At 74.0% G+C, this 10,391-nt stretch carries 1 protein-coding gene; it reads left to right on the top strand.

The genetic code is table 11. From position 1 onward, the window contains the following. Nucleotides 1-14 precede the first annotated feature (14 nt). Nucleotides 15-10,373, top strand: a complete 10,359-nt coding sequence (locus STRVI_RS37560; RefSeq protein ID WP_435532639.1) for a type I polyketide synthase — start codon at nt 15-17, stop codon at nt 10,371-10,373. Nucleotides 10,374-10,391 lie beyond the last annotated feature (18 nt).

Below are 10,391 nucleotides of genomic sequence, written 5' to 3'. Positions count from 1 at the left end.
CGCCCACAATTCAACTGACCTCAGGAGGTGACGTTTCCGTGGCTAGCGCGAACGAAGAGAAGCTTCTCGACAATCTGAAGTGGCTGACCACTGAGCTGCGCCGGGCCCGTCGCCGCCTGACCGAGGTGGAGGCGGACGCGCAGGAACCGATCGCGATCACCGCGATGAGCTGCCGGTTCCCCGGTGGCGTCGGTTCGCCCGAGGATCTGTGGCAATTGGTCGCGGAGGGCGGTGACGCCATTTCCGGATTCCCCGCCGACCGCGGCTGGGACATCGAGGGGCTGGCCGATCCGGACCCCGACCGCAAGGGCACCTTCTACAACAGCGGCGGCGGATTCCTCGACGGCGCCGCCGAATTCGACCCCGCGTTCTTCGGCATTTCACCGCGCGAGGCCCTCGCGATGGACCCGCAGCAGCGGCTGCTGCTGGAAACCTCCTGGGAGGTTTTCGAACGCGCGGGAATCGACCCGACCTCCGTCAAGGGCAGCCGCACCGGCGTTTACGTGGGCGCCTCGGCCATGGGCTATGGCTCGGACGTTTCGGGCGCGCCGGAGGAACTGGAGGGGCTGCTGCTCACCGGCGGCGCCACCAGCGTGCTGTCCGGCCGTATCGCCTACACCTTCGGCCTGGAAGGCCCGGCCGCGACGATCGACACGGCGTGCTCGTCGTCGCTGGTCGCCCTGCACTGGGCGGCCCAGGCGCTGCGGCAGCGCGAATGCTCGCTCGCCCTCGTCGGCGGCGTCACCGTGATGCCCAACCCGGACGTCTTCGTGGAGTTCAGCCGCCAGCGCGGCCTCGCCCCCGACGGCCGCTGCAAGTCCTTCGCCGCCTCGGCGGACGGCACCGGCTGGGCCGAGGGCGTCGGCGTGCTGCTGGTCGAGCGGCTGTCGGACGCGCGGAAGAACGGTCACCCGGTGCTGGCCGTGGTGCGCGGCAGCGCGGTGAACCAGGACGGCGCGTCCAACGGTCTGACGGCGCCGAACGGCCCGTCGCAGCGGCGCGTCATCCGCCAGGCCCTGGAGAACGCCCGGCTGTCCGCCGCCGAGATCGACGTCGTCGAGGCGCACGGTACGGGCACGACGCTGGGCGACCCGATCGAGGCGCAGGCGCTGCTGGCCACCTACGGCCAGGAGCGGCCCGAAGGCCGGCCGCTGTGGCTGGGCTCGCTCAAGTCCAACCTGGGCCACGCCCAGGCGGCGGCGGGTGTCGCGGGCGTCATCAAGATGGTCATGGCGATACGCCACGGCATCTTGCCCAAGACCCTCCACGTCGACCAGCCGTCCCCGACCGTCGACTGGTCGGCGGGCGAGGTGTCCCTGCTGACCGAGGCCCGCCCGTGGGACGAGACCGGCAGGCCGCGCCGGGCCGGTGTCTCGGCCTTCGGCGTGAGCGGCACCAACGCCCACACCATCCTGGAGCAGGCCCCCGAGCCGGAGGCCGAGGAGCCGTCGGCCACGGCCACGGACGAGGACGCCACCCCGGCTCCGGTGGTCACCGCCGCCGTGCTGCCGTGGCCCCTGTCCGCCGGGAACGCGGCGGCGCTGCGCGACAACGCCCGCCGCCTCGCCTCCCACCTCGACCGCGAACCCGCCCTCGGCACCGCCGATGTGGCCTACTCGCTGGCCACCGGCCGGGCGGCGCTGGAGCGCCGCGCGGTGGTCGTGGGCGAGGACCGCGCCGGGCTGCTGTCCGGGCTGGAGGCGCTGGCGCGGGGGGAGTCCGCGCCGGGGCTGGTCGAGGGCGTGGTCGGCGAGGGTGAGCTGGCGTTCCTGTTCACGGGGCAGGGGAGCCAGCGGCTGGGGCTGGGGCGTGAGCTCTACCAGGCGTTTCCGGTGTTCGCCGAGACGCTCGATGCGGTGTGTTCGGAGTTGGACCGGCATCTTGAGCGGCCGTTGAAGGGCGTCCTGTTCGGGGACGATGCTGAGGCGCTCGACCAGACCGGTTTCACCCAGCCCGCGTTGTTCGCGGTTGAGGTGGCGCTGTTCCGTCTCGTTGAGGCGTGGGGTCTGAAGCCCGACTATCTGTCGGGGCATTCGATCGGCGAGCTGGCCGCCGCGCATGCGGCGGGTGTGTTGTCGCTCGCGGATGCGGCGAAGCTGGTGGCGGCGCGTGGCCGTCTGATGCAGGAGCTTCCGGCCGGTGGCGCGATGATCGCGGTGCAGGCGTCGGAGGACGAGGTGCTGCCGCTGCTGACCGAGCGGGTCAGCATCGCCGCGCTGAACGGGCCCACTTCGGTCGTCATCGCGGGCGATGAGGACGAGGCTGTCGCGATTGCGGCGGGCTTCGAGGCGCAGGGTCGTAAGACCAAGCGGCTCACGGTCAGCCACGCGTTCCACTCGCCGCGTATGGACGGCATGTTGGACGCGTTCCGGCAGGTGGCGCAGGGGCTGACGTATGAGGCTCCGAAGATTCCGATCGTGTCGAACCTGACCGGCGGCGTGGTGGCCGCCGAGGAGATCACGACCGCCGACTTCTGGGTGCGCCACGTCCGCGCGGCCGTCCGCTTCCTCGACGGGGTACGGACCCTTGAGGCCAAGGGCGTCACCACGTTCGTCGAGCTGGGTCCGGACGGTGTGCTCACCGCGATGGCGCAGGAGTGTGTGACCGACTCCGCGTCGGACGCCGCGTTCATCTCCGCGCTGCGCAAGGACCGTCCCGAAGCCGAGGCGCTGACCACCGCTGTCGCCCGGGCGCATGTGCGTGGTGTGGCCGTGGACTGGGCCGGGTTCTTCGCCGGTCGGGGCGCGGACCAGGTGGATCTGCCGACGTATGCCTTCCAGCATGAGCGGTTCTGGCTGGAGCCGGGTGCGGCATCCGTGGGTGATGTGGCCTCCATCGGGCTGGAGTTGGCCGGGCATCCGCTGCTGGGCGCTGCGGTGCCGCTGGCGGAGACCGATGGGCTGGTGTTCACAGGTCGGCTGGGTGTGGATACGCATCCGTGGCTGGCCGACCATGTGGTGCGGGACACGGTGGTGCTGCCCGGCACGGCGTTCGTGGAGCTTGCCGTGCGCGCCGGTGACCAGGTCGGCTGCGATCTGCTCGACGAGCTGACCCTGCACGCGCCGCTGGTGCTGCCCGCACGCGGTGGCGTCCGGCTGCAGCTCACGGTGGGCTCGCCCGACGGCGCCGGACGGCGGTCCCTGACCGTGCTGTCCCGCGCGGAGGACGCCCCGGCCGAGGAGCCGTGGACGCGGCACGCCGACGGTGTGCTCGCCTCGGGCGCGCCCCGGCCGTCGTTCGCGCTGACCGCGTGGCCGCCGCAGGGCGCCGAGGCGGCCCGTACCGAGGAGCTGTACGCGGCCCTCGCCGACGGCGGTCTGCGGTACGGCCCGGTGTTCCAGGGGCTGACGGCCGCCTGGCGGCGCGGGGACGAACTCTTCGCCGAGGTGCGGCTGGACGAGTCCGCCGCCTCCGACGCGCAGGCGTACGGACTGCACCCGGCGCTGCTCGACTCGGCGCTGCACGCGCTCGGCATGGACGGCCTGGGCGACGGCGAGAGCCAGGGCGGGCGGCTGCCGTTCGCCTGGAGCGGTGTGTCGCTGTACGCGAGCGGCGCCTCGGCGCTGCGGGTGCGGCTGGTGCTGCGGGGCACGGACGGGGTCCGGCTGGAGATCGCGGACTCGGCCGGTGCGCCGGTCGCCGCCGTGGACTCGCTGGTCCTGCGCGCCGTGTCGGCGGAGCAGGTGCGGGCCGCGCGGGCGGCGTACCACGAGTCGCTGTTCCGCGTGGAGTGGACCGAACTCCCGGCCGGAGCGGGCGCCGGCGCGCCCGGCGGCAGCCAGTGGGCGGTGCTCGGCGCGGACGCCCTCGGGCTCGCCGCCGCCGGTGCCGGTGCGTACGCGGACTTCACGGCGCTGGGCGAGGCCGTGGCGTCCGGGGCGGCCGTACCGGAGCACGTGTTCGTGACGCCGTCCACGCAGGGCGGCGAGGGGGTACCTGACGCGGTGCGCCGGGCCACGGCCGAGGCGCTGGGCCTGGCCCAGGCGTGGCTGGCCGATGAGCGGTTCGCCACCTCGCGGCTGGTGTTCTTGACCCTCGGCGAGGGCGAGCCGGTGCGCGATCCGGCGCAGTCCGCGGTGTGGGGTCTGCTGCGCACGGCGCAGGCCGAGAACCCGGACCGCTTCGTCCTCCTGGACATCGACGGCCAGGACGCGTCGCTCGCGGCGCTTCCGGCCGCGCTGGCGGCGGGCGAGGAGCAGCTCACCGTCCGTACGGGCGTCGCCCGCATCCCGCGCCTGGCCAGGGTGCCGATCGCGGACGAGACGGCGGCCACCGAGGGCACCTTCGACTCCGAGGGCACCTTCGACTCCGAGGGCACGGTGCTGGTCACCGGCGCCTCCGGTTCGCTGGGCGGGCTCGTGGCCCGGCATCTGGTGGCCGAGCGCGGCGTACGGCAGCTCCTGCTGGTGAGCCGCCGTGGTGGCGAGGCCCCGGGTGCGGCCGAACTCACGGCTGAGCTGGGCGAGTTGGGTGCCGACGTGGCCTGGGCGGCGTGTGATGTGGCGGACCGGGACGCGCTCGCCGCGACCCTCGCCACCGTTCCCGCCGAGCATCCGCTGACCGCCGTCGTGCACACGGCCGGTGTGCTGGACGACGGTGTGATCGGCTCCCTCACCCCCGAGCGCGTCGACCACGTCATGCGCCCGAAGGTGGACGCGGCCTGGAACCTCCACGAGCTGACCCGCGACCTGGATCTGACGGCCTTCGTGCTGTTCTCCTCCGCCTCGGGCGTCTTCGGCACCCCCGGTCAGGGCAACTACGCGGCCGCCAACGCCTTCCTGGACGCCCTCGCCGCACACCGCCGCACCGAGGGCCTTCCGGCCGTCTCGCTGGCCTGGGGCCCCTGGGCGGGCGCCGGTATGGCCGGTGGCCTGGACGAGGCCGACATCAGCCGGATGCGGCGCGCCGGACTGCCGCCGCTCTCCCCGGCGGAGGGCCTTGCCCTCCTGGACGCCGCGCTCACCACGGACGAGGCGGTACCGGTCCCGATGCGCGTGGACGCCGTGGCGCTGCGCGCCCAGGCCGCGGCGGGCGCGCTCGCGCCGCTGCTGCGCGGGCTGGTGCGGGTCCCGGTGCGCCGCGCGGTGGACACGGCCGCGGGCGGCGGTTCCGCGCTGGCGGGGCGGCTGGCCGGGCTGAGCGCGGCCGAGCAGGACCGGCTGCTGCTGGACCTGGTCCGTACGCAGGTGGCGGCCGTCCTCGGCTATGCGGGCCCGCAGGCCGTCGAGGAGGGCCGGGCCTTCAAGGACCTGGGCTTCGACTCCCTGACCGCCGTCGAACTGCGCAATCTGCTGCGCGAGGCGACCGGGCTGCGGCTGCCGCCCACGCTCGTCTTCGACTACCCCACCTCGACCAGCCTGGCGGGCCATCTGCGCGAGGAGATCGTCGGGGACGTGGCCGGCGGAAACGTCCCCGACCGGGTGATCAGCGCGGTGGACCGCGACGACCCGATCGCGATCGTCGCGATGAGCTGCCGCTTCCCAGGCGGCGTGCGGTCGCCCGAGGAGTTGTGGCAGCTCCTGGCCGCCGGTGACGACGCCATCACCCCGTTCCCCGCCGACCGCGGCTGGGACCTCGCCACCCTCTACAGCGACGACCCCGACATCGAGGGCACCAGCTACACCCGCGAGGGCGGCTTCCTGCACGACGTGGCCGACTTCGACGCCTCGTTCTTCGGCATCTCGCCCCGCGAGGCCCTCGCCATGGACCCGCAGCAGCGGCTGCTGCTGGAGACCACCTGGGAGGCGTTCGAGCGGGCCGGGGTCGACCCCGCGTCCCTGCGCGGCAGCCGGACCGGTGTCTACATCGGCTCCAACGACCAGGACTATCTGACGCTGTGGCTGAACGAGCCGCAGGGCCTCGAAGGACACCTCGGCACCGGCAACTCCTCCAGCGTGGCCTCCGGCCGGCTCTCCTACGCCTTCGGGCTCGAAGGCCCGGCGGTCACCATCGACACGGCCTGCTCGTCGTCGGTGGTGGCGCTGCACCTGGCCGCGCAGGCGCTGCGCAACGGCGAATGCTCGCTCGCGCTGGCCGGAGCCGTCACGGTCATGTCGACCCCGGGCGCCTTCCTGGAGTTCAGCCGGCAGCGCGGACTGGCCGCCGACGGCCGGATCAAGGCGTTCTCGGATGACGCGGACGGCACCAACTGGGCCGAAGGCGTGGGCATCTTCCTGGTGGAGCGGCTCTCCGACGCGCGCGAGAACGGCCATCCGGTGCTCGCCGTCCTGCGCTCCACCGCCATCAACCAGGACGGCGCGTCGAACGGCCTGACGGCGCCCAACGGCCCGTCCCAGCAGCGCGTCATCCGGCAGGCCCTCGCCAACGCCGGGCTCGCGCCTACGGACATCGACGTCGTGGAGGCCCACGGCACCGGTACGACGCTGGGCGACCCGATCGAGGCGCAGGCGCTGCTCGCCACCTACGGCCAGGACCGGCCGGAGGACCGGCCGCTGTGGCTGGGCTCGGTGAAGTCCAACATCGGCCACACCCAGGCCGTGGCGGGCGCCGCCGGCATCATGAAGATGGTCATGGCGATGCGGCACGGTGTGCTGCCGCGGACCCTGCACGTCAGCGAGCCGACCCCGCATGTGGACTGGACCGCGGGTGACATCGAGCTGCTGACCGAGGCCCGGCCCTGGCCGGAGACCGGCCGCCCGCGCCGCGCGGGTGTGTCCTCGTTCGGCTTCAGCGGCACCAACTCGCACGCGATCATCGAGCAGGCCCCGGCCATGGACGCGGTCTCCGCGCCCGCTCCGGAGCGGTCCCTGCCCGTCCTCGCCTGGCCGGTCTCGGGCCGTACCGAGGACGCGCTACGGGCCCAGGCGGCGCGGCTGCGGACCGCCGTGGACGACTTCGCGGACACCTTCGTGGACGCCTCCCTGCACGGGTACGGCGAAGCCGACGGGCCGCGCCCGCTCGACCTCGCCTATTCCCTGGCCACCTCCCGCGCCGCCCTGGAACACCGGGCCGTGGCGCTCGGCCGGGACGGCGGCCTTCTCGGCGAGCAGCTCGCGGCACTGGCCGACGGGAGCGGCGCGACAGGGCTCGTCGAGGGCTCGGTGACCGGCGGCAAGCTGGCCTTCCTCTTCACCGGGCAGGGCAGCCAGCGGCTGGGGATGGGGCGTGAGCTGTACGACGCCTACCCGGTGTTCGCGGAGGCGCTGGACGCGGTGTGTGCGGAGCTGGACGCGCACCTCGAACGACCCCTGCGGGATGTGCTCTTCGGCGACGATGCCGAGGCGTTGGACCAGACCGGTTTCACTCAGCCTGCGTTGTTCGCGGTCGAGGTGGCGCTGTTCCGGCTGGTGGAGGCGTGGGGTCTGAAGGCGGACTTCCTGTCCGGTCACTCGATCGGTGAGCTGGCTGCCGTCCATGTGGCCGGTGTGCTGTCCCTCGCGGACGCGTGCACGCTGGTGGCCGCGCGGGGCCGGCTGATGCAGGAGCTGCCCGCCGGTGGCGCGATGATCGCCATCCAGGCGTCGGAGGACGAGGTGACACCGCTGCTCACCGAGCGCGTCTCGATCGCCGCGCTGAACGGGCCGACGTCGGTGGTCATCGCGGGTGACGAGGACGCGGCGCTGGAGATTGCGGCCTCGTTCGAGGCACAGGGTCGTAAGACCAAGCGGCTCACGGTCAGCCACGCGTTCCACTCGCCGCGTATGGACGGCATGTTGGACGCGTTCCGTGAGGTGGCGCAGGGGCTGTCGTACGAGGCCCCGCGCATTCCGCTCGTGTCCAACCTGACGGGCGAGCTGGTCTCCGCAGAGGAGATCACCAGCCCCGACTTCTGGGTGCGCCACGTCCGCGAGGCCGTCCGCTTCCTCGACGGCGTACGGGCGTTGGAAGCCCAGGGCGTCACCACCTACGTCGAGCTGGGCCCCGACGGCGTTCTGACCGCCATGGCCCAGGAGTGCGTCACCGACGCCGACGTGGCGGGCTTCACCGCCGCGCTGCGCAAGGACCGCCCCGAGGCCGAGACCGTCACCACCGCGCTCGCCCAGGCGTATGTCCGGGGCGCCCAGGTGGACTGGGGCGGGTACTTCGCCGGGACCGGCGCCCACCGCGTCGACCTGCCGACGTACGCGTTCCAGCGCCGCCGCTACTGGCCGGAGTTCGCCCTGGAGGCCGGGACCTCGGCCGAGGCCGCCGTGGACGCGGTGGACGCGCGGTTCTGGGAGGCCGTGGAGCGCGAGGACTGGGAGTCGCTCGCCACCGAGCTGCGGGTCGAGGGCGACCAGCCGCTCAGCGCGGTGCTGCCCGCCCTGTCGACGTGGCGCCGCGCCCAGCGCGAGCGATCCGCCGCCGATGGACACCTCTACAACGTGGTGTGGAAGCCGCGTCCGCAGGACCCGTCGGGCTCTCCGGCCCCGGCCGGCACCTGGCTGACCGTCGTCCCCGCGCACCACGCCGACGACCCGCGGATCACCGCGGTGGCCGACGACCTGACGCGGCGCGGGGTGCGGGTCGTCCGCGTCGAACTGGACGCCGCGGACACCGACCCAGCGGCCGTGGCCGACCGCCTCGCCCAGGCGTCGGCCGACGGCCCGGTGGCCGGAGTGCTGTCCCTGCTGGCGCTGGACGAGCGGCCGCACCCGGCGCATCCGGCGGTGCCGGTCGGCCTCGCGCTGACCGGTGCGCTGGCCGAGGCGCTGGCGCGGCCCGAGGCGCTCGCCCTGCGGGGCGAGGAGGCACCGGCGCGGCTGTGGTGCGCCACCCGGGGCGCGGTCGCGACCGGCGGCGCCGACCGGCTGGAGAGCGCCATCCAGGCCCAGATCTGGGGCTACGGCCGGGTCGTCGCCCTGGAGCAGCCCGAGCGCTGGGGCGGTCTGGTCGACCTGCCGGAGACCGTGGACGAGCGGGCGCTGGACCGGCTCGCGGCGGTGCTCGCCGGGGCCGACGACGAGGACCAGGTGGCGATCCGCGCCACCGGGGTCTTCGTACGCCGCCTCGTCCCGGCCCCGCGCGACGCGGCCACCGCCGCCGCCGAACCCTGGACGCCGCGCGGCACCGTGCTGGTGACCGGTGGCACCGGCGCCCTGGGGCGGCATGTCGCCCGCTGGCTGGCCCACAACGGCGCGGAGCGGCTGGTACTGCTCAGCCGCCGGGGCCCCGACGCGCCCGGCGCGGCCGAGATCGTGGCCGAACTCTCCGGCACCGACACCGCCGTGACCGTCGAGGCATGCGATGTGGCCGACCGCGACGCGCTCGCCGCGCTCGTGGAGAAGCTGGCCGTGGGCGGCACCCCGGTACGTGCCGTGGTGCACTCGGCCGGGATCTCGCAGGAGCCCGGCACCGGCACCGAACTCCCCGAGTTCGCCGGGATCGTGGCGGCCAAGACGACCGGGGCGGTCCACCTCGACGCCCTCTTCGGCGAGGACGCCGAGCTGGACGCCTTCGTGCTCTTCTCCTCGATCGCCGGGGTGTGGGGCAGCGGTGGCCAGGGGGCGTACGCGGCCGGAAACGCCTTCCTCGACGCGCTGGCCGAACAGCGCCGGGCGCGCGGTCTCGCCGCCACCTCCGTGGCCTGGGGCCCGTGGGCGGAGGGCGGTATGGCCGCCGAGGGCGACGCGGAGGAGCAGTTGCGCCGCCGTGGACTGCCGCCGATGGCACCGGAGCTGAACATGGTCGCCTTCCAGCGGGTGCTCTCCCGCGAGGAGACCGCCGTGACGGTGGCCGATGTCGACTGGAAGCGGTTCGCCCCGGCCTTCACCGCCGCCCGCCCCCGCCCGCTGATCGACGATCTGCCGCAGGTCGCCAAGGCCTTGCGGGGCGGCGGCGAGGGCGAATCGGCGGACCCGGCGGCGGCCGACGGCGCCTCCGCGCTGCGCGAGCGGCTGGCCCAACTGGCCGTGGCCGACCGTAAGGACGCGGTGCTGGAGGTGGTCCGCACCCATGTGGCCAGCGCCCTCGGCCATGCCTCAGCCGACGAGGTCGAGGCCGGACGCGCCTTCAGCGAGCTGGGCTTCGACTCGCTCACCGCGGTCGAACTGCGCACCCGGCTCGGCGCGACCACCGGCCTGAGGCTCCCCGCGAGCCTGGTCTACGACTACCCGACACCGGCCGCGCTCGCCGAGCATCTGCTGACCGAGCTGATCCCGGACGGACCGGGCCACGGCCCCGGCAACGCCCAGGCCCATGTGGACACCGATCCGCAGGACGCCGAGCTGCGCCGCACCCTGGCCACCATCCCGATGGGCCGGATCCGGGAGGCGGGGCTGTTGGACACGCTGCTCCGGCTGGCCGATCCACAAGCAGCCACTTCCGATCCCAGCCGCGTCGAGGACGAGGCGGAGTCCATCGACGAGATGGACGTCCAGCACCTCATCGACATGGCGCTCGACCTCGACAGCCTCGACGGCAACGATTCCTGACGCGGGCCCAAGCACGGA

The organism is Streptomyces violaceusniger Tu 4113 (assembly GCF_000147815.2).
Lineage (GTDB): Bacteria > Actinomycetota > Actinomycetes > Streptomycetales > Streptomycetaceae > Streptomyces > Streptomyces violaceusniger_A.
Note: the sequence above shows the minus strand (reverse complement) of the source record. Positions and strands in the feature narration are given on the sequence as shown.